General features: G+C 66.9%; 28 protein-coding genes. 16 read left to right on the top strand and 12 right to left on the bottom strand.

Going from position 1 to position 23,564, the window contains the following annotated elements; translation table 11 throughout:
• Positions 1-10 precede the first annotated feature (10 nt).
• Positions 11-1,462, bottom strand: coding sequence for a TolC family outer membrane protein (locus tag A6F68_RS02495; protein WP_067675889.1), 1,452 nt, complete (start codon positions 1,460-1,462; stop codon positions 11-13).
• A 2-nt stretch (positions 1,463-1,464) separates the two neighbouring features.
• The gene (locus A6F68_RS02500; protein ID WP_067681892.1) at positions 1,465-2,058 is read right to left on the bottom strand and encodes a protein-L-isoaspartate O-methyltransferase family protein; all 594 of its coding nucleotides are present in this window, start codon (positions 2,056-2,058) and stop codon (positions 1,465-1,467) included.
• 161 nt (positions 2,059-2,219) lie between these two features.
• Here A6F68_RS02500 and A6F68_RS02505 point away from each other — a divergent pair, with 161 nt between their 5' ends.
• From A6F68_RS02505 to A6F68_RS02515, 3 genes are all read left to right on the top strand, one after another.
• Entirely contained in the window at positions 2,220-3,746 is a 1,527-nt protein-coding gene (locus A6F68_RS02505; RefSeq protein WP_157096622.1) for a fumarate hydratase, read from the top strand.
• A gap of 76 nt (positions 3,747-3,822) precedes the next feature.
• On the top strand, positions 3,823-5,046 hold the full coding sequence (locus A6F68_RS02510) for a sensor histidine kinase (protein ID WP_067675895.1): 1,224 nt from the start codon (positions 3,823-3,825) through the stop codon (positions 5,044-5,046).
• Complete coding sequence (locus A6F68_RS02515; RefSeq protein ID WP_067675898.1) at positions 5,039-5,803, top strand: LytR/AlgR family response regulator transcription factor; 765 nt, start codon at positions 5,039-5,041, stop codon at positions 5,801-5,803. Before A6F68_RS02510 ends, A6F68_RS02515 begins: the two co-directional genes overlap by 8 nt.
• Before the next feature lie 119 nt (positions 5,804-5,922).
• Here the strand turns inward: A6F68_RS02515 and A6F68_RS02520 are convergent, their stop codons facing one another.
• On the bottom strand, positions 5,923-6,216 hold the full coding sequence (locus A6F68_RS02520) for a UrcA family protein (protein WP_067675901.1): 294 nt from the start codon (positions 6,214-6,216) through the stop codon (positions 5,923-5,925).
• A gap of 248 nt (positions 6,217-6,464) precedes the next feature.
• Here A6F68_RS02520 and A6F68_RS02525 point away from each other — a divergent pair, with 248 nt between their 5' ends.
• The 3 genes from A6F68_RS02525 to A6F68_RS02535 are packed head-to-tail and all read left to right on the top strand — an operon-like array spanning position 6,465 to position 8,469.
• Complete coding sequence (locus tag A6F68_RS02525; RefSeq protein WP_067675904.1) at positions 6,465-6,731, top strand: hypothetical protein; 267 nt, start codon at positions 6,465-6,467, stop codon at positions 6,729-6,731.
• Between the two features lie 39 nt (positions 6,732-6,770).
• Positions 6,771-7,619, top strand: a complete 849-nt coding sequence (locus A6F68_RS02530; protein ID WP_067675907.1) for a diacylglycerol/lipid kinase family protein — start codon at positions 6,771-6,773, stop codon at positions 7,617-7,619.
• Positions 7,609-8,469: a metallophosphoesterase family protein gene (locus A6F68_RS02535; protein ID WP_067675911.1), complete on the top strand. Its 861-nt coding sequence runs from the start codon at positions 7,609-7,611 to the stop codon at positions 8,467-8,469. The genes A6F68_RS02530 and A6F68_RS02535 overlap by 11 nt, the downstream gene beginning before the upstream one ends.
• A gap of 69 nt (positions 8,470-8,538) precedes the next feature.
• Here A6F68_RS02535 and rpsI read toward each other — a convergent pair whose 3' ends face one another.
• From rpsI to A6F68_RS02555, 4 genes are all read right to left on the bottom strand, one after another.
• Positions 8,539-9,069, bottom strand: a complete 531-nt coding sequence (gene rpsI, locus A6F68_RS02540) for a 30S ribosomal protein S9 (RefSeq protein WP_074428261.1) — start codon at positions 9,067-9,069, stop codon at positions 8,539-8,541.
• A complete protein-coding gene (gene rplM / locus A6F68_RS02545; RefSeq protein ID WP_067675914.1) occupies positions 9,069-9,548 on the bottom strand; it encodes a 50S ribosomal protein L13 in 480 nt (159 codons plus the stop codon). The genes rpsI and rplM overlap by 1 nt, the downstream gene beginning before the upstream one ends.
• 125 nt (positions 9,549-9,673) lie before the next feature.
• Positions 9,674-9,997 (bottom strand): divalent-cation tolerance protein CutA, encoded by a 324-nt coding sequence (gene cutA / locus A6F68_RS02550; protein WP_067675917.1) that lies wholly within the window; start codon positions 9,995-9,997, stop codon positions 9,674-9,676.
• The gene (locus tag A6F68_RS02555) at positions 9,994-11,034 is read right to left on the bottom strand and encodes a COX15/CtaA family protein (RefSeq protein WP_067675920.1); all 1,041 of its coding nucleotides are present in this window, start codon (positions 11,032-11,034) and stop codon (positions 9,994-9,996) included. Before A6F68_RS02555 ends, cutA begins: the two co-directional genes overlap by 4 nt.
• 98 nt (positions 11,035-11,132) lie before the next feature.
• On the opposite strand from A6F68_RS02555, the gene A6F68_RS02560 reads away from it, so the two are divergent.
• Together A6F68_RS02560 and thiS are read left to right on the top strand one after the other, a co-directional pair.
• Complete coding sequence (locus A6F68_RS02560; protein ID WP_067681903.1) at positions 11,133-11,552, top strand: MerC domain-containing protein; 420 nt, start codon at positions 11,133-11,135, stop codon at positions 11,550-11,552.
• Positions 11,524-12,507 (top strand): sulfur carrier protein ThiS, encoded by a 984-nt coding sequence (gene thiS, locus A6F68_RS02565; protein ID WP_074428263.1) that lies wholly within the window; start codon positions 11,524-11,526, stop codon positions 12,505-12,507. The genes A6F68_RS02560 and thiS overlap by 29 nt, the downstream gene beginning before the upstream one ends.
• A gap of 28 nt (positions 12,508-12,535) precedes the next feature.
• Here the strand turns inward: thiS and A6F68_RS02570 are convergent, their stop codons facing one another.
• On the bottom strand, positions 12,536-13,219 hold the full coding sequence (locus A6F68_RS02570; protein ID WP_067675922.1) for a hypothetical protein: 684 nt from the start codon (positions 13,217-13,219) through the stop codon (positions 12,536-12,538).
• Positions 13,197-13,499: a hypothetical protein gene (locus A6F68_RS02575; protein ID WP_067675925.1), complete on the bottom strand. Its 303-nt coding sequence runs from the start codon at positions 13,497-13,499 to the stop codon at positions 13,197-13,199. Before A6F68_RS02575 ends, A6F68_RS02570 begins: the two co-directional genes overlap by 23 nt.
• 111 nt (positions 13,500-13,610) lie before the next feature.
• On the opposite strand from A6F68_RS02575, the gene A6F68_RS02580 reads away from it, so the two are divergent.
• A complete protein-coding gene (locus A6F68_RS02580; RefSeq protein ID WP_067675928.1) occupies positions 13,611-14,138 on the top strand; it encodes a hypothetical protein in 528 nt (175 codons plus the stop codon).
• A gap of 2 nt (positions 14,139-14,140) precedes the next feature.
• The gene (locus A6F68_RS02585; RefSeq protein ID WP_157096624.1) at positions 14,141-14,632 is read left to right on the top strand and encodes a hypothetical protein; all 492 of its coding nucleotides are present in this window, start codon (positions 14,141-14,143) and stop codon (positions 14,630-14,632) included.
• On the opposite strand, the gene A6F68_RS02590 is transcribed toward A6F68_RS02585, so the two are convergent.
• From A6F68_RS02590 to A6F68_RS02600, 3 genes are read right to left on the bottom strand one after another with little or no spacing between them, the layout of a single operon-like run.
• Positions 14,629-16,449 carry an AMP-dependent synthetase/ligase gene (locus tag A6F68_RS02590; protein ID WP_067681908.1) on the bottom strand — a complete coding sequence of 607 codons (1,821 nt, stop codon included), beginning with the start codon at positions 16,447-16,449 and terminating at the stop codon, positions 14,629-14,631. The genes A6F68_RS02585 and A6F68_RS02590 overlap by 4 nt on opposite strands.
• Before the next feature lie 60 nt (positions 16,450-16,509).
• Complete coding sequence (gene ggt / locus A6F68_RS02595; RefSeq protein ID WP_067675934.1) at positions 16,510-18,219, bottom strand: gamma-glutamyltransferase; 1,710 nt, start codon at positions 18,217-18,219, stop codon at positions 16,510-16,512.
• Positions 18,220-18,230: 11 nt separating this feature from the next.
• Positions 18,231-19,256 (bottom strand): quinone-dependent dihydroorotate dehydrogenase, encoded by a 1,026-nt coding sequence (locus tag A6F68_RS02600; RefSeq protein ID WP_067675937.1) that lies wholly within the window; start codon positions 19,254-19,256, stop codon positions 18,231-18,233.
• A 244-nt stretch (positions 19,257-19,500) separates the two neighbouring features.
• On the opposite strand from A6F68_RS02600, the gene A6F68_RS02605 reads away from it, so the two are divergent.
• The 6 genes from A6F68_RS02605 (at position 19,501) to A6F68_RS02630 (ending at position 23,564) form a co-directional block, all read left to right on the top strand.
• Complete coding sequence (locus A6F68_RS02605) at positions 19,501-20,565, top strand: AraC family transcriptional regulator (RefSeq protein ID WP_067675940.1); 1,065 nt, start codon at positions 19,501-19,503, stop codon at positions 20,563-20,565.
• Between the two features lie 70 nt (positions 20,566-20,635).
• Positions 20,636-21,052: an RrF2 family transcriptional regulator gene (locus A6F68_RS02610; RefSeq protein WP_067675943.1), complete on the top strand. Its 417-nt coding sequence runs from the start codon at positions 20,636-20,638 to the stop codon at positions 21,050-21,052.
• Positions 21,049-22,530 carry a Fe-S cluster assembly protein SufB gene (gene sufB, locus A6F68_RS02615; RefSeq protein ID WP_067675946.1) on the top strand — a complete coding sequence of 494 codons (1,482 nt, stop codon included), beginning with the start codon at positions 21,049-21,051 and terminating at the stop codon, positions 22,528-22,530. Before A6F68_RS02610 ends, sufB begins: the two co-directional genes overlap by 4 nt.
• Positions 22,527-22,730 (top strand): hypothetical protein, encoded by a 204-nt coding sequence (locus A6F68_RS02620; RefSeq protein WP_067675949.1) that lies wholly within the window; start codon positions 22,527-22,529, stop codon positions 22,728-22,730. Before sufB ends, A6F68_RS02620 begins: the two co-directional genes overlap by 4 nt.
• On the top strand, positions 22,723-23,256 hold the full coding sequence (locus A6F68_RS02625) for an endonuclease domain-containing protein (RefSeq protein ID WP_067675952.1): 534 nt from the start codon (positions 22,723-22,725) through the stop codon (positions 23,254-23,256). Before A6F68_RS02620 ends, A6F68_RS02625 begins: the two co-directional genes overlap by 8 nt.
• Positions 23,253-23,564 carry a hypothetical protein gene (locus A6F68_RS02630; protein WP_067675955.1) on the top strand — a complete coding sequence of 104 codons (312 nt, stop codon included), beginning with the start codon at positions 23,253-23,255 and terminating at the stop codon, positions 23,562-23,564. Before A6F68_RS02625 ends, A6F68_RS02630 begins: the two co-directional genes overlap by 4 nt.

Consider the following 23,564-nt stretch of genomic DNA (forward strand, 5'->3'; position numbering starts at 1 on the left):
CGAATCATCGTTAACGCGGAATCTCCGCTGTCGGTGCCGGGATGTCAACGGTCCGTGTCGACTGGACGACGGGGTCGGGATCGCGCGACCAGTCGTTCCACTTGCCCTTCACGCGCTCATAGTTGGTCACCGGGTCGTAGAGGACGCCGTCGTCGCCCAGCCCCAGGTCGCGCGCCTCGGCCTTGCCCATGGCAGCGAGCAGGCTGAAACCCGCGACGTAGGCATTGCGCCGCGCGCTGACGAGCTGGGACTTAGCGAGTACGAGTTCCTGCTCGGCATTGAGGATGTCGAGGATCGTGCGATTGCCGACCGTGTTCTCGGCGCGGACGCCTTCGAGGCTGAGTTCCGCGGCATCGACCGCCGACTGGGTGCTGGCGATGATCTGCGTGGCGGCCTGCCAGCTCGACCAGGCGGAGCGGACCTGCGCGATCACTTCGCGCTCGGCCGCGATCACGTTCTCGAGCGCGGCGGCGGACCGGGCCTGCGCCTGCCGCTGGAGCGCCGCAGGGCGCCCGCCCTGGAAGATCGGGATCGAGACACTCACCCCCGCCTGGGCCGCGGTCGAGGTCTGCGGGATATTCGCCCCCGGCTGCGGGCTCGAGATGGTGCCGAGGAAATTGTTGTAATCGCCTCCGGTGAAGATCGACACCCGCGGAAGGCGGCCCGACCCTGCGACGTCGATGTCGTAGCGTGAGGCTTCGGCCCGCTCGCGAGCGGCGATAAGGTCGGGATTGTCGTCGAGGGCGACAGCGACGGCGTCCTCCGCGCTTGCGGGCAGCCCCGGCAGCGGCGGCGGCGGCTGCAGGTCGTCGGGCGCCATGCCGGTCAGCTGGATGTAGGCCTCGCGCGCTGCGATGAGGTTCGCCTCGGCGCTGCGCAGGTCGCCCTGGGCGAGAGCCAGCCGCGATTGCGATTGCGCGACGTCGGTGCGGGTGAGGTCGCCGATCTCGAACCTGTCGGACGTCGCCTCGGCATTGACCGTCAGGACTTCGACCTGGTTCGCGTTCAGCCCGACCAGCGCCTCGCCGCGGATCACGTCCATGTAAGCGGCGACGACCTGCGCGAAGATGGCCGATTCGGTGCCGCGCAGGTCGGCCTGGCCCGCCTCGACACGGTTCTCCGCCGCCTTGACCGCGTTCTTGACCGCTCCACCAGAATAGATCGGAACGCCCAAGTCCACGCCCGCGGAAATCTGCCTCTCTGGCGCCGTGAAGCTGCTCGAGCTCTGCTTGACGAACTCGATGTACTGCGCGCTTCCGGTCACGCTCGGGCGGCCGGCCGATTTCTCGATCGGCACGCTTTCATCGGTGGCGCGCTGCTGTGCGCGTGCGGCCTGGAGAGTCGGGTTCGTGCGATAGGCGCCGTTGAGGGCGTCGCGCAGCGTATCGGCGTGCGCCGGCGCAGCCGGAAGGACCAGCAGCGCGCTGCCCAGCAGCAGGGATGCGCGGCCCTTGGCAATCATGGTCAGAAGCTCCACGCCTTTGCGGTGTCGAACGCCGACAGGCGCGGGATGCCGATTTCGGTCAGGGGCAGCAGCGCAACGCGCCCCGCCGCTTTGCGACCGATCGCCAGCCGCGTCACTCCACCTTCGACAAGGCCGGTCACGACGCGTGCGTCGTCGGCCAGGCGTTTCGCCAGACCGTCAGGCAGCGCTTCGATGGCGCCGTCGATCATGAGGAGCGTGAAATCGCCCTTCTTGCCGCCCTTGACCGCATCGTCGGCGGAAATGGTCGAGACCGATCCGGCCAGTCCCTCGAGCAGTGCCGGCAGGTAGCCGATGCCGCCGTCGACCACCAGCACGCGGTCTTCCGGGGTCGGCCGGGCTTCGGCGAGCATGCGCGCATGGACCAGCGGGGCCGGCAGCATCGCGCCGTCGCCAAGCGGGACCGCACGGTCGATGTAGGCCGCACTGCGGGCGGCGCCCGGCACGAAATCCTCGCGCGCGACGGCGTTCATCCGGGCGAGCACCCACGGTTCGTTGACGCCGCTGGTACGCAGCTGGCTGTCGATCATGGCCCGGCGCGCGGCAGCGAAATCGATGGTGGGGGCGGCAGTCATCTTCACGTTACCTGTATTAGCAACATAACACAGCGGGTCAATGCCCTGCTGAGGCGCCCGGGTCTTTGGCGCAATCGCGGCGGTACGCCAAGCGCTTTGACGCCTAGGCACCGCAAAGCCTATCGCCCATGGGCGATTCGATCAGGAGGAGTGAGCATCCGATGAGCGACATGGTGACAATCAGCGAAGACGACCTGATCGAGAGCGTCGCCGATGCGTTGCAGTACATCAGCTACTATCATCCGATGGACTACATCAGGGCGCTCGGCGAAGCCTATGAGGCCGAGCAGGGGCCCGCGGCGAAGGACGCCATCGCGCAAATCCTGACCAACAGCCGGATGTGCGCCGAAGGGCACCGGCCGATCTGCCAGGACACCGGGATCGTCAACGTCTTCGTGAAATGGGGACAAGACTGCCGGCTGGGCTCCGCCCGCTCGCTCCAGGACGTCATCGATGAGGGCGTGCGCCGCGCCTACAACCATCCCGAGAACAAGCTGCGCGCCTCGGTCCTTGCCGATCCCGCATTCACGCGTCGCAATACCCGCGACAATACGCCGTGCGTCCTTTCGGTCGAGATGGTCCCGGGACGCACCGTCTCGATCGATGTAGCCGCCAAGGGCGGGGGCAGCGAGAACAAGTCCAAGTTCAAGATGATGAATCCCAGCGATTCGATCGTCGACTGGGTGCTCGAGATGCTGCCGCAGATGGGCGCGGGGTGGTGTCCGCCCGGCATGCTCGGCATCGGCATCGGCGGGACCGCCGAACACTGCGTCAAGCTGGCCAAGGAAAGCCTGATGGACCCGATCGACATGGGCCAGCTCAAGGCCCGCGGACCGCAGAACGATATCGAGGCGCTGCGGATTGAGATCTTCGACAAGGTCAATGCGCTCGGCATCGGCGCGCAGGGGCTGGGCGGCCTTTCGACCATCCTCGACGTCAAGATCATGGACTGGCCATGCCACGCGGCGGGCAAGCCGGTCGCGATGATCCCCAACTGCGCCGCGACCCGCCACGCGCACTTCACGCTGGACGGTTCGGGGCCCAGCTTCCTCGAGAAGCCGAAGCTGTCGGACTGGCCCGAAGTGCACTGGACGCCCGATGCCGCAGCGAAGCGGGTCGACCTCGATTCGCTCACCGCGCAGGAAGTGGCGAGCTGGAAGGCCGGCGACCGGCTGCTCCTCAACGGTGCGATGCTCACCGGTCGCGATGCCGCGCACAAGCGCATCAAGGACATGCTCGACAAGGGTGAGGAACTCCCGGTCAGCTTCAGGGGCCGCGCGATCTACTACGTCGGCCCGGTGGATCCAGTGGTCGGCGAAGTGGTCGGGCCCGCGGGACCGACCACGGCGACGCGGATGGACAAGTTCACCGACATGATGCTCGAACTCGGGCTCCTCGCGATGATCGGCAAGGCCGAACGCGGACAGGGCGCGGTGCAAGAGATCGCGAAGCACAAGGTCGCCTATCTCATGGCGGTCGGCGGGGCGGCGTACCTTGTCTCGCGGGCGATCCGCGAAGCGAAGGTCGTCGCGTTCGAAGACCTCGGGATGGAAGCGATCTACGAGTTCCGGGTGGAAGACATGCCGGTGACGGTGGCGGTCGATGCCGACGGCGCCAACGTGCACACGCTGGCCCCTGCGGAGTGGCGGGAACGGATCGCGCAGGAGGGCCTTCTGCCGACGGCGTGATCTGCACGATGAAGCGCCGATTCCGCCCGACGCAGGCACTGGCGCTCCTGTGTCGTCTGGTGCATCAGCCCACTCGATGACCGCTTCTTTCGGTTCCCCTTCGTCCCGCGTGCCGCTGCGCACGGTGCTCGCGTCGATCGCGGGGCTGTGGGCCTGCTATTTCGTGCTCGTGACGATCCGAGCGGCGATCGGTCTCGAGATGCAGACCGAACTGCTATGGCGCCGCGCCCTCGTCTGCCTCATCGGCATGGCGATCACGTTCGCGATGTGGCGGGTGCTGCGCCTGGTCGAGCGCCGCTCGCTGGGCGTGCAGATCGTGGCCGCATTGGTACTGGCGATCCCCGCATCGCTGGCGATCGCGCAGATCAACATTTCGATTTTCGCCGAGGTTCAGGAGCGGGTCGAGAGCAAGATTGCGGAGCGGCGCGGCTACTCGATCAGCCGGGATTCGGCGGGCAACATCGTGATCGAGGCACCCGCGCTGCCCAATGCCGACGCCGACGGGCCGATCGGACCGGACAACGCAGGCATGTCGCGCGTCGTGCTGCCAGCCGACGATGCGAACGGCAAAGCCTGGCTGCCCCTGATCGAACTGGCGATCGGGCGCTACTTCCTCTTGCTCTCTTGGGCCGCGCTCTACCTTGCGATGGTCGCCATTGGCCGAGCGCGCGAAGCCGAACGCCGCGAAGCCGAATTCCGCAGCGCGGCCCGCGCGGCCGAACTTCGTTCGCTTCGCTACCAGGTCAATCCGCATTTCCTGTTCAACGCCTTCAACTCGCTTTCCGCGCTCGTCATGACCGGCAAGGGCGACAGGGCCGAGGAAATGATCCAGCGCCTCTCGAGCTTCTACCGACACAGTCTGACCGAAGATCCGACCGGGGATGTCGCGCTGACAGACGAGATTGCGCTCCAGCGCGATTACCTCGCCATCGAGGCACTTCGTTTCCCCGAGCGTCTCCGCGTGGTCATCGATTTGCCGGACCACCTGGCTTATCTCGACGTCCCCGGCATGATCCTGCAACCGCTCGTGGAGAACTCGGTGAAATACGCGGTCGCACCCGTCACACGGCCCGTGACAATCACGATTTCAGCCCGGGAGGAATACGGACGGCTCGTCCTCACCGTCGCCGACGATGGGCCCGGCGTGCCCGATAGTGCGGAGCATGGCTTCGGTATCGGGCTCGCTAACGTTCGCGACCGGATCGAAGCGAGGTATGGCCGGGACGCGACTATCGTATCCGGTCCTGTGGAGGGCGGCTACCGCAGCGAGTTTCGTTTGCCGATGTTGCGCCATGCGTGACGCGGCGCTTACTCCTACCGGGGGCCAGGGCGCGAAGCCGCTTCGCGCCTTGATCGTCGATGACGAGCCGCTGGCGATCGAACGCATGCAGATCATCTCTGCGAAAATTCCCGAACTCCAGGTCGTCGGGACCGCCAGCGACGGTGCCGCGGCGCTGCGCCTGGTCGAAGCGTTGGCGCCCGACCTGGTCCTGCTCGACATGACGATGCCCGAGCTCGATGGGCTTGCCGTCGCGCGCGCTCTCGCCAAGCGCGCCCAGCGCCCGGCGATCATCTTCGTGACCGCGCACGAACATTTCGCCGTTGAGGCATTCGATCTTGAAGCAGTCGATTACGTCCTCAAGCCTGTGACGCCGGAGCGGCTGGGTCGCGCGATTGATCGGGCGCTCGCGCGCAGCGAGGTACGCGGCGGCCGTTCCGAAGCACGCTGGTTGACAGAGTTGTGGGTTCCCCATCGCTCCGAACTCCTGCGGATCGACGTTTCGCAGGTCAGTCGCATCGATGCGGAACGCGATTATGTCCGGCTCCATGTCGGGGATCGCACGTACCTGCTCCTCCAGACCATCGCCGGGCTGGAGGAGCGACTGGACCCGTCCCAGTTCATCCGCATCCATCGTTCGACTATTCTTCGCCGCGATTGCATCCGCGGCCTTCGCCACGACGGCCTGGGTATCTGGTCGATCGAGGTCGATGGCGGCCAGGCCCTGCGTATCGGGCGGACCTACATGGCGAAGGTGAAGGCGATGGCCGGGCGCTGAACGGCCGCTTCGGCCGGTCTTGCGCACGGCTCACGCGGATTGAGCCCGGGAGGGGGGCTGTCCCGCCCGGGCTCCGATGCCGCGGGGAAGCGGCGATCGATTCGTGTGCGCGAGCCCGGTCAGGCAGCGGCAACGAAATGGCTGACGAGCGCAGCGTGCGCCTTTGCGCGGCACGCCTTTTCGTCCTTGCGCGAAGGAACCTGACCGTTGCCGTCGACTGCGCAGTAGCGTCGGGAAGCCTTGTCGATCCGCTTTTCCAAAGCGAACCTGCCTTCCGGGGTCGAAAGGTCGAGACCATCGACATTGACCGTCGCTATCAGTCTGGCGTGTGCGCCATCGGATGCCGCCGTGGCCGGGACCGTGAGACTGGCGGCCAGCACAGCCGCAGCACTTGCTTGGAGAAGAATGTTCATAGAGCGATCCTCTGGTTGCGAAGCTACCTTCGACCGGCAGCTCTGCGGCAATTGATGGTCCCCTATTTCGCGCAGTGCATCCGGTTATCGACAACTGCAGGGCGGCTTCGCCGGAACCGCATGCGGCGTCGACCAAGGACCGGATCGGTCCGACGAACGATCGTCCGGTGTTCGGTCGGCGCAGATGATTGCTTCGACGGCCGCGGACGCGCATTGTCTTCGCGCTGCCGCTTCCCACATCGATAGCGATGGCCCTCTTCGCGATCTTCATCCTCGGTATCGCCAACTTCGCGATGCACCGGGCCGTGATGAACAGCGGCCACCCGATGCTGGGACGCAGCCCGTGGTATGTTCACCGGCTGGGCGGCCGGATCACGCTGATCACGGAATTCCTCCTGCTCTTCGCGGCAATGCTGCTCGTCGCCGAAGGGTGGGCCTGGGCGGCGTGGCTCTATTTCGGCTATTCGGCGCTGAACGCTCTGGCCGCGTGGCTGATTCTGACCCGCCGCGTGTGATCGCGGGGAACCGGAAGCGCGCGGCTTCGCTTAGGCCGCATGGCAAGCAACCTAACCTGGCTCATCTACAACAGCGCGAGCGGCAGCCATGACGACGAATTGCTGCAAGGGATCGTCGATGCCCTGGGTGCAGCCGGACGACCGCCCGACCGCCTGATCGACTGCAAGGATGGAACGCCCGATGCAGAAGAGGCCGACCGGGCGGGGCTCGAGCTGATCGTCGTGCACGGCGGCGACGGAACGCTCAGCCGGACGATCGAGAAACTGGAAGGCTTCGGTGGCCAGGTGCTTGTCCTGCCGGGCGGCACGTTCAACCTCCTCAGCCGCGAAATCTTCGGTGAGCGGGACCCGATCGAGATCATCGATTTGCTCGGCAAGGGGCATCTCGGCGTCCGGCGCCGGACGTGCATCCGCGGCGAAGGCGTGCTTGCCCTGTGCGAACTGCTTGCCGGCCCGGGAGCCAAATGGGCCGACGTGCGCGAGGAGCTGCGCGACGGCGATGTCGGAGAGCTGCTTGCCAAGGGGTGGGACGCCGCGGCCACCAGCACGGTCGGACCGATGGTCGCCCTCGCCGCGCCCGCTGCCGGGAAAGAGGAAGGTTATGCGGGTATCCGCATGTGCCCGAAGGCGAACGGCATCGCGCTGCATGGCTATGCCGCCGAAGGTATCGGCGATTACATCCAGCAGGGCATCGCGATCCTCAAGCGCGATTTCCGCGAAGGCCCACACGACAACCTGGGCTCTGCCCCTTCTGTCGAGTGCCGTTCGCTCGACGGCGAGGCGATACCGTTGATGGTCGACGGCGAGCGCAGCGAGGGCGGCTCCACATTGCGCTTTTCCCTCGACAGGCTGGACGTCGATCTGCTTGGGATCGTGGATGGTCGATAGTACGCTGCTGTTTCACCTGTCCGACATCCACTTCGGGCTCGAACACAACCGCGCACTCGACTGGGTGGCCGCCGAGATCGTCTCGCGCAAGCCGGCAGCGGTCCTGATTACCGGCGACCTGACGATGCGCGCGCGCACCCGCGAATTCGCCGCGGCGCGCGATTGGATCCTGTCGCTCGAAGCCCCGGTGACGGTCGAGGTCGGCAACCACGACCTGCCCTACTTCAATCCCTACGAGCGCTTCTTCGATCCCTACCGCAAGTTCCGCGGCATGGAATCGGTGGTCGAGCGGGAAATCGATCTGCCGGGCATCTCGATCGTGCCATTAAAGACCGCCGCGCGGATGCAGCCGCGGCTCAACTGGTCGAAGGGGTGGATCAGCGATGCGGCGCTGGAGAAATGCCTCGCCGCGATCGACGCCCTGCCGCCGGGCACGAAGGTCCTCGTCACCGCGCACCATCCGCTTGTCGAGGTCGGCACCAGGGGCACCGCGCTCACCCACGGTGGGACCCGCGCGCTCGCCGAGCTGGCAAAGCGCAATGTAACCGCGGTTCTCTCGGGGCATGTGCACGATCCGTTCGACCTGACCCAGCAGACCGCCAACGGGCCCGTGCGGATGATCGGGGCGGGCACCCTGTCGCAGCGCATCCGCTCGACCCCGCAGAGCTTCAACGAACTCCACTTCGCGCCGGACGGCACGCTCACCGTCGAAGCGCGCAACCTCCAGGACGTCCCGACCGAGGCGATGAAGATCGACTCCGTGCCCGAGGACGCCACTCCGCCGCGCGAGCCGGGCGAACCGGTCGCACCGGTCAACGCCGTGCCCCGCGTCGATCCACCGGTTCACTAGGCAAACGAAAAGGGCGACCTCTTGCGAGGCCGCCCTTCCATTCCGCCGTCGCGGAAATCTGTTGCCGGATCAGCGCTTGCTGAACTGGAAGCTGCGGCGGGCCTTGGCGCGGCCGTACTTCTTGCGCTCGACCACGCGGCTGTCGCGGGTGAGGAAGCCGGCGGCCTTGACCGTCGCGCGGAGCGCGGGCTCGTACTTCGACAGCGCCTGGGCGATGCCGTGCTTGACCGCACCGGCCTGGCCCGAAAGCCCGCCGCCCTTGACGGTGGCGACCACGTCGTACTGGCCCTGCCGATCGGTGATCGTGAAGGGCTGGTCGATGACGAGGCGCAGCGTCGGACGCGCGAAGTAGACTTCCTGGTCGCGGCCGTTGACGGTCACCTTGCCGGTGCCGGGTTTCAGCCAGACGCGCGCGGTGGCGTCCTTGCGGCGGCCGGTGGCGTAGGCGCGGCCCTGCTTGTCGAGCTCCTGCTCGCGCAACGGGGCGTTGCTGACCTTGGCCGGGGCCTGGGTCTCTTCGGCGGTATCGGCTGCCGGGGCGTCGCCCGCCAGCGTCTTGAGGTCGGCGAGATCCGACACGGTGTTCTGTTCGTCGGCCATTACGCGGTGACCTTGTTCTTGCGGTTCATCGAAGCGACGTCGAGCGTCTCGGGCTGGTTGCCGGCGTGCGGATGCTCGGTGCCGGCATAGAGGTGCAGCGCCTTCATCTGCTGGCGGCCGAGCGGCCCACGGGGGACCATGCGCTCGACGGCCTTCTCCAGCACGCGCTCGGGGAAGCGGCCGCCGAGGACCTTGTCCGCGGTGATGGCCTTGATCCCGCCGGCATAGCCGGTGTGCTTGTAATAGGTCTTCTCACCCAGCTTCTTGCCGGTGAAACGCACCTTGTCGGCGTTGATCACGATCACGTGATCGCCGCAGTCGACGTGCGGGGTGTAGCTCGGCTTGTGCTTGCCGCGCAGGATGTTGGCGACGATCGAGGCGAGGCGGCCGACGACGAGCCCTTCGGCGTCGATCAGGTGCCACTTCTTCTCGACCTCGGCCGGCTTGATCGACCGGGTGGTCTTGCTGAGCGCCTTCATGGCTGGTCCTTGGTTTGCGAATTGAATGCACGGCAATGGCCGCGCGGAGCGGCGCCTCTGGCGAAACTGGCGCCGCAAGTCAAGCAAATCGGCGGGTTTGCGGAGAGGTAAAATAATACCGTGAGCTAATCGAGGCCGTATGCGAGGAACGCCAGCGTCGCCGGCGGCGCGCTGTCCGCTCGCCATCCGATCACCACCGGAACGTCGTAGACGTGCAGTTCCTCGACCATCGCCACCGCCGCATCGAGGGTACGCGCATCGAGCTTGATCAGCACCCCGTATTCCTCGGATCGCTGCATCGCGCCCTTCCAGACGAAATGCGATTCGATCGGCCCGATGACGTTGGCGCAGGCCGCAAGGCCCGAACCGACGATGGAAATCGCCAGGTTGCGCGCATTCTCCGCCGTGTCGACCGGGGTCCAGATCAGCGCCGGGGCGCCCAGGCTCATGCCGCGCGGCGCCCGGCGATGTGCATGCCCCACGCGGTCGCGGCGACCAGCAGCGCGCCGACGAACTGGTGGAGCACCGCAATCCACAGTGCGACGCCGGTCATCACCGTGGCGATGCCGAGCAGAATCTGCACCCCGAACGCCGAATGGATTGCAATCGATGCGCGCCGCTCGATCCCGCGCACCTTGCGCGCAAGGAGGATCAGAAACGCCACCGCGACCCATGCCCACCAGCGGTGGAGGAAATGGATCAGGAACGGGTCATGAAGCGCGGCCCACACGAAGCCGCGGCTCGCATCGTATTCGGGCACCAGCCGGCCCTGCATCAGCGGCCAGGTGTCCGAAGCGAGCCCTGCGTCGAGACCCGCGACCCAGGCACCGAGGAGCAGCTGGACGAAGAGCACTCCCCCGACCAGCGCCGCAAGCCCGGTGATCCGCGCAGGTCGTGCCGACTTGTCGCGGTCGAGTGCCAGGAGGTCGAGTGCGGTCCACACCAGCCCTGCGAGCGTGAACAGCGCGGTGAGCAGGTGGATCGAGAGCCAGAAATGGCTGACGTCGGTCGACGTCTCGTTGATGCCGGAGCGGACCATGAACCAGCCGAACGCACCCTGCATTCCGCCCAGCGCGAGCAGGGCGACGAGCCGCGGCTTGTACCCTGCGGGAATCGCCTTGCGGATCCAGAACCACGCCAGCGGCACGGCAAAGGCAAGGCCGATGATCCGCCCGAGCAGCCGGTGGAACCACTCCCAGAAATAGATGAACTTGTAGTCCGCCAGCGTCATTCCGGCCGGACCGGTCACTTGCCGGTATTCGCCGATCTGCTTGTATGCGTCGAACTCGGCCTGCCACTGCGCCTCGCTGAGCGGAGGGATCGCACCGGTCACGGGTTTCCATTCGGTGATCGACAGCCCCGATTCGGTCAGGCGGGTTATGCCGCCCACCGCCACCATCGCGACGACGAGCACGGCGACGGCAAACAGCCAGCGCGCGATCGCGCGCGGCCGGTTCGTGTCGGTCGAAATCGAAGGAGACACCATCGGGCGCGCAAATGGGCCGTCCGACCGCGAATCGCAAGCGTATCCGCGCCGGAAAGGCTTGCGTAACGATACAGCGTTACATACATCGGCGGCACGTCATGGCCAATGCGTTCATCTTCTCGATTCGGGGCAACCTCGACCGCGCTGGCATCACCCTGTCCGCGCTGTGCGTGGTGCATTGCCTGGCGACGCTGGTGCTGGTCTCGGCGCTTGGCCTCGGCGGAGAATTGCTGGCCGATCCGATCATCCACGAAGTCGGCCTTGTGCTGGCGATGATCGTCGCCGCGGTCGCAATCGGCTGGGGCGCCCTCAAGCACCGCCGCGCTGCGCCCTTCGTCACCGCGATGACCGGCCTCTCCTTCATGGGCGGCGCGCTCGCGGTCCCGCACGGCTTCGAAGAGGCGATCCTGACGATCATCGGCGTGGCGCTGGTGTCGCTCGGTCACATCCTCAACTTGCGCGCCTGCCACTGTTCGCTATCTGGCGAGCATGCCTGCACCGCTGACCCTGACCGTTAACGGCGAAAGCCGCCGCACTTCCGCCGCTACCGTCGCCGACCTCGTTCGCGAGCTTGGCCTTGCGCCCGAGAAGGTGGCGGTCGAGCGGAACGGCGAGATCGCCCCGCGATCGACCCTTTCCGATGTCCCGCTCGCCGATGGTGACGTGCTCGAGATCGTCCATTTTGTCGGGGGCGGCGACCACGAGGAGGATTCCTGGGAAGTCGCCGGACATCGCTTCAGTTCGCGGCTGATCGTCGGCACCGGCAAGTACAAGGATTTCGCGCAGAACGCCGCCGCGCTCGAGGCGAGCGGGGCGGAGATCGTCACTGTCGCGGTGCGACGCGTGAACGTCAGCGATCCGTCCGCGCCGATGCTGACCGATTTCATCGACCCGAAGAAGGTCACTTACCTTCCCAACACCGCCGGCTGCTTCACCGCCGACGACGCTATCCGCACGCTGCGCCTCGCGCGCGAGGCAGGGGGCTGGGACCTCGTGAAACTCGAAGTGCTTGGCGAGGCGCGCACGCTCTACCCCGATATGCGCGAGACGTTGAAGGCGTGCGAGATCCTTGCGAACGAGGGTTTCAAGCCGATGGTCTACTGCGTCGACGACCCGATCGCCGCGCAGCAGCTGGAGCAGGCCGGGGCGGTCGCGGTCATGCCGCTGGGCGCCCCGATCGGCTCCGGCCTCGGCATCCAGAACCGGGTGACCATCCGCCTGATCGTCGAGGGCGCGAAGGTGCCGGTGCTGGTCGATGCCGGCGTCGGCACGGCGAGTGACGCGGCGGTCGCGATGGAGCTCGGCTGCACCGGCGTCCTCATGAACACCGCGATCGCCGAGGCGAAGGATCCGATCCGCATGGCCCGCGCGATGAAGTTGGCGGTCGAGGCCGGCCGCAACGCCTATCTCGCGGGACGCATGGGCACGCGCAAGTATGCCGACCCATCGAGCCCGCTGGCAGGGTTGATCTGAACCCCCGCCAGCGTCTCCGGCGTGCGCGTCAGCTGCCGACGCGTGCGGAGCGCAGGATGCGGCCCGCCGTGTTGGTCACGACCTCGTAGATCGCGCCATCGCTCGCGCGCAGGCGGCGGACCGTCTCGCCTGCCGAATTGACCGTTTCGGACACTGTCGACAAACCGCTGCGCGCCAGGTCGAGCACCGCGCCCGAACGCAGGATGCCTTGGGTCAGGTTGCCGACCGTTCCGACCGTGTTGTTCACCACTCCGCCGGTCACGTTCACGGCATTGTCTACCGTGCCGGTGAGCTGGGTGATGATCTGCGGGTTGTTGTCGAGCGTCTGCAGCGTGCGCTCTATGATCGCGCGGACATTGTCGAGCCGCACAATCAGGGCTGCCTGCGCCTGTACGCCCTTGATGTCGAGCTTGACGGATTCCAGCTTCGCATCGGCGCCTGCGGTCAGGCTCAGCAGACTGGCGAGTTTGGCGTCGAGCGCGACATGCGCCTCGAGCCCCTGCACTTCGAGCGTGATCGATTCGACCGAAAGGTTGGGGATATCGAGCACGACGTCGGGCTGCTGGTCGGCCGGCGCGGCGTTGAGGATAGCGACTGCGGGGCTGTTGCCGCTCTGCACGCGATTGCGATCCTGCGCGTGGACCGGCGCGGCGAGCGTTGCTGCCGCAACGGCGGCGGCGATCGAAAGGCTAGCGTGGCGAAATAGTTTCATCGGATTTCCCCTGTTGCGGCCGGTCTTGCGGCGCGATCTTCGCAGTCCCGCGGAGCTTGATTTCCAGATTGCGATAGCGTGTGGCCCCGGCCGGCTCCGAACGCTCGACTTCGACCGGGGCTGTCTCTCCAGGATCGGCCCGCAGCATCAGCGACGCTTCGCCTTGCTGGCGTATCACGACCTCGCGCGCACGAACGTTAGCGCGAAGCTCGATATCGGGCAGCGGAGCGCTCGGCTGGGCCGCTGCAAGCTGGAGGATGGCGAGGGACCAGGCGGACATTTGGCGTGGAAACGTGGGACCTTAGCCTTCGTTCCGGGCGCCTCGGGTCGAGGCTAACGCGAAATTAACCATCCTGCGCGAAGCTCTTATCGAACAGGGGGGTATCCGGCCATGGCCGTCACCAATGCCGCGTCGATGACGATTTCCGAGATGCGCGAATTCGCGAGCTTCACGCCTGCCGAGCAGCGCTACATCCGCCGCAGCCTCGATATCGGGCTCGGGCGGCAGGACGCCTTCAAGCTGTGGGCGCGCACCGCGGACGAGAACGCCGCGATCCGCAGCCAGTACGTCGCCTACCAGGACCTCAAGGTGCTGCGCGCCTCGATCCCCGACGAGACGGGCTTCGAAGTGGTAGAAGGGTTCATCGGCAAGCTCACCCGCGTCGCCGCGTTCGACCTGGCGCAGGACCGGATCGAGAGTTTTTCCGCCTTCCGCTTCTTGTATGAACGCCTGATCGGCGCCGACGCCCGCCCGTGGCTGCCGAGCGCCTTCTGCGCCGCCAGCGCCCTACCGCAGATCAAGCCGAGCCGTCGCAAGGTGCTGCTGCAGTCGCTCAGCGAAGCCGCCGCGACCGCGCCCGGCTGGTCGGACCGCGCTCCGAGCTTCTATCCGGAATATATCGAGCGCGAGGCGGCCTAGCGGTGGAACATCTGCAACCGCCAGGGCCAACTGCGGCGGCAGAGCGGTGTCCGTATGAGTGGCTTGCACGGGTCCTCACGAACTTCGCAGTCGCTGAGCAAGCGCTGGGCAAGTTGTGCGCCGGACTTGATCTTCCCATCGCATCGGGGCCGCTCTCGAGCCTGAACGAAGCCCGCCGCAAGCTGGTCGCGGCGGGCGAGAAGCGCTTCACCCTGCTCGACAACCGCATCACACGATGGAGTTCCTATCGCGCAATGCGACACCTGCTCGCGCACGCAACACTGGTCGAACTGATTGATGGAGCTGGACGTCCGATGCTCATCACCCGGACGCTGCCCCGCGACAGGGACGACGTTACACCTGATAGACTCTGGACGCTGGACGAGCGGGAAGAATTGCTCCGTCAGGCGACCAATGACGGGCGCTCGATCGCAGACCAGGTTCGCAATATTTTGGCAGACCCAAGCAGTGTAGTCCGCCTCCGCTCGCTCTAACCCTTGTACAACCCGTCCATCCGCGCGCCGTAGCGTTCCCTGATCTTGTGCCGCCGGATTTTCAGGCTCGGGGTCATTTCCTCGTTGTCGGTGGTGAAGGGCTCGTCGGCGAAGGCGAACTGGCGGACCTTTTCGATCACCGAAAGGTCCTGGTTGGTCCGATCGACCGCGGCGCGGACCGCGCTGCGAAAGGCGGGAAGGTCCTGCAGTGCCTTGAGGTCGAACTTCTCGCCGTTGGCCTTGGCCCATTCCAGCGCCCATTCGGCGTCGGGCACGATCAGCCCGACGAGGTAGGGCCGCTTGTCGCCGCTGACCATCGCCTGCGCGATCTCGGGCTGCAGGGTGAGCATCCCTTCGACCTTCTGCGGGGCGACGTTGTCGCCCTTGTCGTTGACGATCATGTCCTTCTTGCGGTCGGTGATGACGATGCGGCCCTTCTCGTCGAGATGGCCGATGTCGCCGGTGTGCAGCCACCCGTCCTTGAGCGCCCGCTCGGTCTCGGCCTTGTTCTGCCAGTAGCCGTGCATGACGAGCTCGCCGCGGCAGAGAATCTCGCCATCCTCCGCAATCTTCACCTCGACGCCTTTCAGCGGCGGGCCGACCGTGTCCATCTTGATTCCCGCCTTGGGGCGGTTGCACGAGATCACCGGCCCGGCCTCGGTCTGGCCGTAGCCCTGGAGCATCGTCAGCCCCATGGCTTCGAAGAAGTTGCCGACTTCGGGATTGAGCGGCGCGCCGCCAGAAACCATCGCCTTGATCCGGCCGCCGAACTTGGCGCGGATCTTGGGGCGGAGCAGTTTCTCGATGACCAGGTCGGCGGGGCGATCGCGCAGCCGCTTCCTCGGCTGGGACGCGATCTGCAGCGCGCGGGTCATCAGGTAGTTGGGCACTTTGCCCTGCTTCTCGATCTGGTTCATGATCCGCGTGCGCAGGACCTCGAACAGGCGCGGGACCACGACCATGACCGTCGGGCGCGTGTCCTCGATGTTGCTGGCGAGCTTTTCCAGGCCCTCGGAGAAATAGATCTCCGCCCCGCAGGCGATCGGCAGGTACTGACCGCCGGTATGCTCGTAGGCGTGGGACAGCGGCAGGAACGACAGGAACCGCTCGTCGTCGCCCAGCCCGAAATCCTCGGCGAGCACCTCGGCCGCGCCGGCGACGTTGCAGAGGATGGCGCCGTGGTGCTGCATCACGCCGCGCGGACTGCCGCCGGTGCCGCTGGTGTAGATGATGCACGCGGTGTCGCTCCGCGCGATTCCGGCGATCCGCGCCTCGACCGCCTGGCGGGCCGCTGCGGCGTCGCCCTCGATCATCTTCGCCCACGGGTGGCAGGAAACCTGCCCGCCCTGGAAATGGCGGATGCCGTCGATCGGGATCAGGTGTTCGGCATGGCCCGAACGCATGATCGCCGGGATCAGCGGGACCGAAAGCTTCTCGGTCGAGACGATGACGGCGCGCGCGCCCGAATCGTCGAGGATGTGCTGGTGGTCGCGTTCGGTATTGGTGACATAGGCGGGCACCGTGATGCAGCCCGCAGCCATGATCGCGAGGTCGGCGATGCACCATTCGGGGCGGTTTTCCGACACCAGCATGACCCGGTCGCCGGGCTCGAGGCCCAGTCCGCGCAGGTTCTCCGCCAGCACGCAGACCTTGTCGGCAACCTCCCGCCAGCTCTGCGTCTTCCATTGCCCGCCGATCCGCGCGCCGAGGAACGGCCGGCTCCCGCGCGCGTCGGCGCGCTTCAGGAATAGTTCGACGAGGTTGCCCGCCGAATCGATATCGCTCAGCTGCAAGCCAATCTCCTGCTCCACCTGCATCGTGCCGCCTTTGGCGGTCGCACCCGCACTAGGCCGCACACGCGGCAGCGGCAAGACGGGTCAGGGCGCTTCTATCAGGCTGTCCATCCGCGGTTCGCGCGCGCGCTGCCATCCCGCAGGCGTGCGCAGCAGCGCATTGACCTTTATGGGTGCCTCGCGCGCCATGAACTTCGTGTGCCCGAGCGCCTCGAACTGCGGGATGGCGGCTTCGGCCCAGGTGCCCTTTTCGACCAGGATCGTCGGGCCGAACGCCATGACGAACGGAAGGCCGAGCGCCGTTTCGGCGTCGAGACCGAAGTCGATCATGCCGATGATCGCGCGGGTGGTGGACACGGGAATGGTACCTCCGCCTGCCGCGCCGACGACGAGGAACGGCTTGCCCGCCGGGTCCCACACCACCATCGGCGCCATCGAGCTGCGGGGTCGCTTGCCGCCCTCGACCCGGTTGGCCACCGGTACCCCGTTGACCTCGGGCGCGCGGCTGAAATCGGTCAGCTCGTTGTTGAGATAGAACCCGCCGGTCATCAGGCCCGAGCCGAAGGCGCTTTCGATGGTCGAGGTGTAGCTGACCATCGTCCCGCTCGCGTCGGTCGCGGCGAAGTGCGATGTGCCGTGCTCCTCCGGCTCGTCGCCATCTGCGAGCGCGGTCTTCGCGCCCTTCGGAGTGCCCGCCCGGGGATTCTCGATGGTCTTGGCCGGATCGATCATCGCCGAGCGCGCCGCGAGGTAGGCCGGATCGATCAGTCCCGCGACCGGGACCGCTACGAAATCGCTGTCCGCCGCGTAGAGCTCACGGTCGGCATAGGCGAGCCGCTGCGCCTCGAGGAACAGGTGCCAGGTCACCGGATTGTCCTTGCCCAGCGCCTTGAGGTCGAAGCGTTCGAGCATTTCGAGGATCTGCAGCACGGCGATGCCGCCCGAGCTCGGCGGGCCCATGCCGCAGAGGCGATATCCGCGGTAGTCGCCGCACACCGCCGGGCGCTGCTTGGCGTCGTAGGCCGCGAGGTCGGAAACGCTCATGGGTTGCGGTCGCGGGGTTGCCGCGGCGACGGTGCGGGCCAGCTCCTCCGCGCGCGGGCCGGAGTAGAATGCGGCCGGCCCTGCCTTGGCGATCGCCTCGAACGTCTTCGCCAGCTCCTCGTTCTTCACCAGCGTACCCGCGGGAAGCGGCTTTCCGTCCGCTCCGAAAAACAGCGCGCGGCCCCCGGCAGTCCAGCCGGCGCGATCGGCGGTGTTCGTAAGCGACTGGACGAGGCGCGGATTCATCCGGAATCCGTCGCGGGCCAGCGCGATCGCCGGTTCGAACAACTCGGGCCAGGGCAGCTTGCCGTGCTCGGCATGGGCCTTGGCCGCCATCGCGATATTGCCCGGCACGCCCACGCTGAGCCCGCTCTTTACAGAGGCATCGAACGACGGGACCTTGCCCGCTTCGTCGAGGAACCAGCCGGGAAAGGCGCCCGCGGGTGCCTTCTCGCGGCCGTCGTAGGAGGCCACCGTGCCGTCGGCCGTGCCGCGCACGAGGAATCCGCCGCCACCGATCCCGGAGCTTTGCGGCTCGACCACGGTCAGCGCGATCATCGTCGCGATCGCCGCGTCGGTGGCGTTGCCTCCCTGCCGCAGCATGGCGAGACCTGCTTCCTCGGCGCGCGGGTCGGCGGCGCTGACGTTGCCGGCTAACGGAACGACCGGCGAAGTGGCTTGGGAGGGGAGGGTGGCGCACGCCGCGAGAAGCGGCAGCGCGGCGAACGGGGCTAGAAAACGACGCAGCATTGGGCGCAGTGCTACTCGGTCCCGACCGCGTCGGCAATCGACACGAAGCCGTCGCGTTTCATCAGGCGCTCGAGCCCGCGCACGATCGTGCGCGCCAGCCCCGGTCCTTCGTAGACAAGCGCGCTATAGAGCTGGACCAGGCTCGCGCCGGCGCGGATGCGCGCCCAGGCATCCTCGGCCGAAGCGATGCCGCCGACACCGATCAGGGGCAGCTCGGATCCGGCGACCGAGCGGAACCGGCGCAGCTGGTCGAGCGCGAGGTCGCGCAAGGGAGCGCCCGACAGGCCGCCCGCCTCGCCAGCGTGGACCGATCGCAGGTGGGGGCGGGAAACGGTCGTGTTCGAGACGATCAGCCCTGCGATCCCGTTGTCGAGCGCGGCGCGAACGATCCGTTCGTGATCTCCCTCGGCAAGGTCGGGGGCGACCTTGAGGAAGACCGGCGGCGTTTCCGCCGTGCGCGCGCCCGCGATGGCGGACAGCAGGGCGGCGAGTTCGCCTTCGGACTGGAGGTCGCGCAGGCCCGGGGTGTTGGGAGAGGACACGTTGACCGTCAGGTAATCGGCCAGCGGCGCGAAGGTCGCGATCCCGTTCAGGTAGTCGGCGATGCGGTCGGCCGAATCCTTGTTCGCGCCCACGTTGATGCCCAGCACGCCCCGGCGCTCGCGCTTCGCTAGACGTGTCGCAGCGGCCTCCGCTCCGCCGTTGTTGAAGCCCATCCGGTTGATGACCGCGCGGTCGGCGGCAAGGCGGAACAGGCGCGGCTTGGGGTTGCCCGCCTGCGGTCGCGGGGTGATCGAGCCGACCTCCACGAATCCGAAACCGAGCCCCATCGCCGCGTCGGGCACCTCGGCGTCCTTGTCGAACCCCGCGGCGAGGCCGACGGGGTTGGCGAATGCGACCCCGGCGACGGTCGTCGCCAGCGGACCGGGGGCCGGAAGGGGCAGAACGGGCGCCAGCTTGAGGCCGGCGATCGTGAGCCGGTGCGCGCGCTCCGGATCGAGCGCGAAAAGGGCGGGGGCGGCGAGGCGATAGAGCATCGGTGCGGGCCTATGGCGCGGGGCCGACGCGATGTCGAGGCGACACGAATGTGCGCAAATTGTCCAAATCCTACAACGATTGTCATCGAAGCGACCCGGTTTCCGTCGCTTTCATACAATCACCCCCAAGCGAATCGGGCTAATCAGCCGCTGCGACCCGAAGGGCTCGAAGCTTTGAACGGCAACGAGTTCCTCCACTCAATGGCGGCCCCGGCTTCGGCAGGGGCCGCCTTTTTTTCGCGATATGAATGGCTCCACGGTCGGCGACAGATTGATCGAGGGCGTGGTTGCCTTTACCGGCACCGGCAGGGTTGCGGAGTGGAATTCGGGGAAGCGTGCAATGGATCGGGCGACCGGGGACGCCGCGTGGACCAACGCGGTTGATGGCGCTGAGGCCGGCCTGACGGCCGCCGAGAAGATGAGCCTGACCTATCTCCCGCCTGCCGCAGATCTGCAGCCGTTCGTCACCACCTATTTCCTGTTCCGCTGCGACGAGCACGTCATTCGCGATGTCCAGCCGGCCGCGGTCGGCCAGCTGCAGGTCTACCTGCGCGGGCACGGCCGCATGCTCTATCCCCACGGCCGGACCGACCGATCGTTTCCCGAGACCCTGCAGGGTCCGACGACCGTAGCCGCGCCTTTCGATGTCGAGGGCCCGTTCCATACGTTCGGCGCTGCCCTGTCCGCGCTTGGCTGGGCGGCGCTGACCGGGCTTGCGGCCGACAAGGCGGCGGACCGGCTTCACGATGCCAATGCGGTGCTTGGACCGGGTGCCGGAGAGCTCGGCGCAGCGGTTCGCGCCGCGTACGAGCGCGACCCCACGACCGATGGAAGCGCCCTCGCCGAGATGGCCGACGAGTTCGTGCGGGCCCGGCTGCGTCCCCTTCCCAAGGCGCACATGGAAGTGGTGGGACAAGTGACGGCATGGCTGGGGTCGAGCCTCCATCCGCCGGTGCAGGCGCTGTACGATTCGAGCAGCTATTCGCCGCGCCAGGTCCAGCGGATCGTGGCCCGGTATTTTGGATCGAGCCCGACCCACCTCGTCCGCGCCTACCGCGCGACCCGCGTGGTGGCCCTGCTCTCCGAACCGGGGGTCAGCGACGCTCGCGTCGCCGCGCTGACCGACGAGTTCTACGACCAGTCGCACATGATCCGCGAGATTCGCGAGTTCACCGGCCGGACCCCCTCCCGGTTGCTGGCGGACGACGATTCGATCGTCCGGACGCTGCTCGACGTGCGCAATTTCCGCGAGATCGAGCCCAACGTGGCCCCGCTCCCGCGACTTGAAAGCGACGACGATGACGCCTAGCTGCAATTCGGAACGAATCATTCCGAATTAGCCCGCAGCGCTGTCGCGCACAGGGCCCGGCAAGGAACCCATGCGTCTTTCGAATCTCGCCGATTACGCCGTCGTCACGATGAGCGCCGCGGCCCGCCATTGCGGCGGGGGGCGGACGAGTGCGGGCGAGCTGGCGGCGGAAACCGGCCTGCCCGGCCCGACGGTGGCGAAAGTGGTGAGCAAGCTGACCGCCGCCGGTCTCCTGCGCTCGGTGCGCGGGGCGCACGGCGGATTGCAGCTCGCCCGGCCCGCGGCGGCGATCACGCTGGCCGATATCGTCGAGGCGGTCGAGGGCCCGATCGCGCTCGCCGCGTGCATCGATGGCGAGTGTGCGGTCGATCACGACTGCCGCGTCCGGCCGCACTGGCCGCTGGTCAACGAAACGCTGAGGGGCGCGCTGGCCGGCGTCCCGCTGACGCGGCTGGCGCAGGATTATCGAGCGGAGACCGCGCAATGAGCGACGGCGCAGACATCCAGGACCGCGAAGCGCGCGAGGCCGCCGCGAAGGCCGCCGACTACGAACACGGCTGGTCGGCCGACATCGAGACCGAATTCGCCGAGAAGGGCCTCAGCGAAGACACCGTCCGCTTCATCAGCGCCAAGAAGGGCGAGCCCGAGTGGATGCTCGAGTGGCGCCTGAAGGCGTTCCGCCTGTGGCAGACGATGAAGGAGCCCGACTGGGCCAAGCTCGGCTACCCGCCGATCGACTACCAGGACGCGTACTACTACGCCGCGCCGAAGAAGAAGCCGACGCTCGCCTCGCTCGACGAGCTCGATCCCGAAATCAAGGCGGTCTACGACAAGCTGGGCATCCCGGTGGCCGAGCAGGAAGTGCTCGCCGGGGTCGAAGGTGCGCGCAAGGTCGCGGTCGACGCGGTGTTCGACAGCGTCAGCGTCGCAACCACCTTCCGCGCCGAGCTCGAACGCGCGGGTGTGATCTTCCGCTCGATCAGCGAGGCGATCAAGGAATACCCCGACCTCGTGAAGAAGTGGCTCGGCAAGGTGGTGCCGCAGCACGACAACTACTTCGCGACATTGAACTGCGCGGTCTTCTCCGACGGGACGTTCGTCTACATCCCCGAAGGCGTGCGCTGCCCGATGGAGCTCAGCACCTATTTCCGCATCAATGCGGAGAACACCGGCCAGTTCGAACGCACGCTGATCGTCGCCGAAAAGGGCAGCTACGTCAGCTATCTCGAAGGCTGCACCGCGCCGATGCGCGACGAGAACCAGCTCCACGCTGCGGTGGTCGAGCTGGTCGCGATGGAAGACGCCGAGATCAAGTACTCGACCGTGCAGAACTGGTACCCCGGCAACGCCGAGGGCAAGGGCGGGATCTACAACTTCGTCACCAAGCGCGGGCTGTGCCAGGGCGCGAGAGCCAAGATCAGTTGGACCCAGGTCGAAACCGGCAGCGCGGTGACGTGGAAGTACCCGAGCTGCGTGCTCAACGGGAAGGATTCGGTCGGAGAGTTCTACTCGGTCGCGGTGACCAACAACTTCCAGCAGGCCGACACCGGCACCAAGATGATCCACAACGGCAGCGGCAGCCGCTCGACGATCATCTCGAAGGGCATCTCGGCGGGCAAGAGCAACAACACCTACCGCGGCCTCGTCCGCGTCGCCGCCAATGCCGACGGGGTGCGCAACTTCACCCAGTGCGATTCGCTGCTGCTCGGCGACAAGTGCGGCGCGCACACCGTGCCCTACATCGAGGTCAAGAACCCCACCGCGCAGATCGAGCACGAGGCGACCACCAGCAAGATCAGCGACGACCAGCTGTTCTACGCCATGCAGCGCGGGCTCGGGCAGGAGGAAGCCGTGGCGCTGATCGTCAACGGCTTCGCGAAAGAGGTGCTGAAAGAGCTGCCGATGGAATTCGCCGTCGAGGCGCAGAAGCTGCTGGCGATCTCCTTAGAAGGGAGTGTGGGGTGAGACACCTTTCGATCGGAATCCTGCTTGGCGTATGGCTCGCCATATCGGGCGCTGGTCTCCTGATCGGCTTTCTTATGCTCGGCTTTCCGTACTTGCCGCCGGTCAACCCGTTCACTGTTACAGTGGTTTATTTGCCGTGGGTAATCGTCGCCGGTCTGCTCGCGCTGGCACTCATCGCAAGAGCGAAAGCCAATGACTAACCGCAAAACCCTCCAGCTCCGCTCGCCCGACGAGACCGCCGATGCCGAACCGGCGATCAAGAAGAAGGGTCGCGGGTGGGAAATCTCGGAGAAGCGGCTCGATGCGCTGCACGACATGGCGCGCGAGAAGCGGCGGCATTCGAGCCCGGCACACAAGGCGCTCGCCGAGCGGTTCGCCAAGGCCGACCTCGGCAAGTGGAAATTCACCCGCCACGCGGTGATCGGCAGCGCGATCGTCGATTTCGGCAGCCCCACGCTCGGCATGGCGATCATGCTCGACGAGGAGGGCGAGGACCCGGTGATCGCCAAGCGCCGCGACAAGAGCCTGAACGCGGTCGGCATCAAGGTGATGCGGATCGCGGCGGCAGATGTGCTGAATGACATGGACGCAGTCCTCGCCCGCATCACCGCGGGCATGCGGATGCGCATCGCCGACAAGAAGACCCGCGCGCGCGAACACGCCGCGGCGAACCCCAGGCAGGACTACGAGCGGCCGAACCGCCGGCCACGGGAGAACCGCGAATGATCCGTCCCATCGCCCTTGCGGCGCTCGCCCTCGGCCTCGCCGCCCCTGCCCTCGCCGACGACGTGCCGCCCGACCTGGCCGAATCGCGCCTGCGCGGATGTCTGCTCGCGGGCGCGACCTCGCCCGGGCAGACCCAGCTTGCCGCCAAAGTGATCGAGGTGCGCGCGTTCTGCGGCGCGCAGATCAAGCGCGTGCGCGAACACCGCATGGCCGCCGCCGCCGGGCCTGACGCGAAGGCTGCGGTCGCGCGCAAGCTCGACGCCGAGATCGCCCATGCGGTCGCCAACTTTTCCGGATTCTCCTCATGA

The organism is Tsuneonella dongtanensis (genome assembly GCF_001698205.1).
Classification (GTDB): Bacteria; Pseudomonadota; Alphaproteobacteria; order Sphingomonadales; family Sphingomonadaceae; genus Tsuneonella; species Tsuneonella dongtanensis.

Bases quoted from the DNA above. Each gene is read 5' to 3' on its own strand.
- A6F68_RS02555 (WP_067675920.1), bottom strand. From the start codon at position 11,034: ATGGTGTCTCCTTCGATTTCGACCGACACGAACCGGCCGCGCGCGATC.
- A6F68_RS02505 (WP_157096622.1), top strand. From the start codon at position 2,220: ATGAGCGACATGGTGACAATCAGCGAAGACGACCTGATCGAGAGCGTC.
- A6F68_RS02520 (WP_067675901.1), bottom strand. From the start codon at position 6,216: ATGAACATTCTTCTCCAAGCAAGTGCTGCGGCTGTGCTGGCCGCCAGT.
- A6F68_RS02605 (WP_067675940.1), top strand. From the start codon at position 19,501: ATGAATGGCTCCACGGTCGGCGACAGATTGATCGAGGGCGTGGTTGCC.
- A6F68_RS02530 (WP_067675907.1), top strand. From the start codon at position 6,771: ATGGCAAGCAACCTAACCTGGCTCATCTACAACAGCGCGAGCGGCAGC.
- ggt (WP_067675934.1), bottom strand. From the start codon at position 18,219: ATGCTGCGTCGTTTTCTAGCCCCGTTCGCCGCGCTGCCGCTTCTCGCG.
- A6F68_RS02600 (WP_067675937.1), bottom strand. From the start codon at position 19,256: ATGCTCTATCGCCTCGCCGCCCCCGCCCTTTTCGCGCTCGATCCGGAG.
- A6F68_RS02625 (WP_067675952.1), top strand. From the start codon at position 22,723: ATGACTAACCGCAAAACCCTCCAGCTCCGCTCGCCCGACGAGACCGCC.
- A6F68_RS02515 (WP_067675898.1), top strand. From the start codon at position 5,039: ATGCGTGACGCGGCGCTTACTCCTACCGGGGGCCAGGGCGCGAAGCCG.
- A6F68_RS02525 (WP_067675904.1), top strand. From the start codon at position 6,465: ATGGCCCTCTTCGCGATCTTCATCCTCGGTATCGCCAACTTCGCGATG.
- A6F68_RS02570 (WP_067675922.1), bottom strand. From the start codon at position 13,219: ATGAAACTATTTCGCCACGCTAGCCTTTCGATCGCCGCCGCCGTTGCG.
- A6F68_RS02495 (WP_067675889.1), bottom strand. From the start codon at position 1,462: ATGATTGCCAAGGGCCGCGCATCCCTGCTGCTGGGCAGCGCGCTGCTG.
- cutA (WP_067675917.1), bottom strand. From the start codon at position 9,997: ATGAGCCTGGGCGCCCCGGCGCTGATCTGGACCCCGGTCGACACGGCG.
- A6F68_RS02580 (WP_067675928.1), top strand. From the start codon at position 13,611: ATGGCCGTCACCAATGCCGCGTCGATGACGATTTCCGAGATGCGCGAA.
- sufB (WP_067675946.1), top strand. From the start codon at position 21,049: ATGAGCGACGGCGCAGACATCCAGGACCGCGAAGCGCGCGAGGCCGCC.
- A6F68_RS02535 (WP_067675911.1), top strand. From the start codon at position 7,609: ATGGTCGATAGTACGCTGCTGTTTCACCTGTCCGACATCCACTTCGGG.
- A6F68_RS02560 (WP_067681903.1), top strand. From the start codon at position 11,133: ATGGCCAATGCGTTCATCTTCTCGATTCGGGGCAACCTCGACCGCGCT.
- rpsI (WP_074428261.1), bottom strand. From the start codon at position 9,069: ATGGCCGACGAACAGAACACCGTGTCGGATCTCGCCGACCTCAAGACG.
- A6F68_RS02590 (WP_067681908.1), bottom strand. From the start codon at position 16,449: ATGCAGGTGGAGCAGGAGATTGGCTTGCAGCTGAGCGATATCGATTCG.
- A6F68_RS02510 (WP_067675895.1), top strand. From the start codon at position 3,823: ATGACCGCTTCTTTCGGTTCCCCTTCGTCCCGCGTGCCGCTGCGCACG.
- A6F68_RS02500 (WP_067681892.1), bottom strand. From the start codon at position 2,058: ATGACTGCCGCCCCCACCATCGATTTCGCTGCCGCGCGCCGGGCCATG.
- A6F68_RS02630 (WP_067675955.1), top strand. From the start codon at position 23,253: ATGATCCGTCCCATCGCCCTTGCGGCGCTCGCCCTCGGCCTCGCCGCC.
- A6F68_RS02610 (WP_067675943.1), top strand. From the start codon at position 20,636: ATGCGTCTTTCGAATCTCGCCGATTACGCCGTCGTCACGATGAGCGCC.
- A6F68_RS02575 (WP_067675925.1), bottom strand. From the start codon at position 13,499: ATGTCCGCCTGGTCCCTCGCCATCCTCCAGCTTGCAGCGGCCCAGCCG.
- rplM (WP_067675914.1), bottom strand. From the start codon at position 9,548: ATGAAGGCGCTCAGCAAGACCACCCGGTCGATCAAGCCGGCCGAGGTC.
- thiS (WP_074428263.1), top strand. From the start codon at position 11,524: ATGCCTGCACCGCTGACCCTGACCGTTAACGGCGAAAGCCGCCGCACT.